Origin of the sequence: Mesorhizobium sp. M5C.F.Ca.ET.164.01.1.1, from assembly GCF_004792125.1 — a bacterium.
GTDB classification, from domain to species: Bacteria; Pseudomonadota; Alphaproteobacteria; order Rhizobiales; family Rhizobiaceae; genus Mesorhizobium; species Mesorhizobium wenxiniae.
In genome coordinates this window covers 1-350 of the sequence record NZ_SRTG01000270.1, presented here as the reverse complement: position 1 = coordinate 350, position 350 = coordinate 1, and the positions used below count along the sequence as shown (strand labels likewise).

The following is a 350-nucleotide window of genomic DNA, read 5'->3' as shown; positions in this document are numbered from 1 at the left end:
GCGGGAAGATTCTAAGCATGCGGCGGATGTAGAAGGCCCGCAGCGCCGGCCCGGCCTCGAACGCGGCGTCATTGCGCGCTTCGAGCAGCAGCCGCGTGATCAGGAAGCCGGAGAGAACGAAGAACAGCCGGACGCCGAGATGGCCGAGGAAGGACGTCCCGCCGGGCGCCAGGAAATGCGCATAGAGCACCATCGTCACGGCGACGGCGCGCAGCGCATCGAGCTGTATGTCGCGCGCGTTCGCCATCAGCGGCTTCCGCCGATGTCATCCGCTAAGGCTGGATAGAAATCAATGCCGGTCAGCAGAAGGCCCAACTGCTCAGCTCCTCCACGGCACATTCGCAACTGCT

General features: G+C 64.6%; 1 protein-coding gene. It reads right to left on the bottom strand.

Annotated elements, in window-relative coordinates:
• The coding region (locus EN807_RS33430; RefSeq protein ID WP_135938009.1) for an acyltransferase family protein at positions 1 to 247 on the bottom strand (247 nt) is incomplete at its 3' end.
• Between the last annotated feature and the right edge of the window lie 103 nt (positions 248 to 350).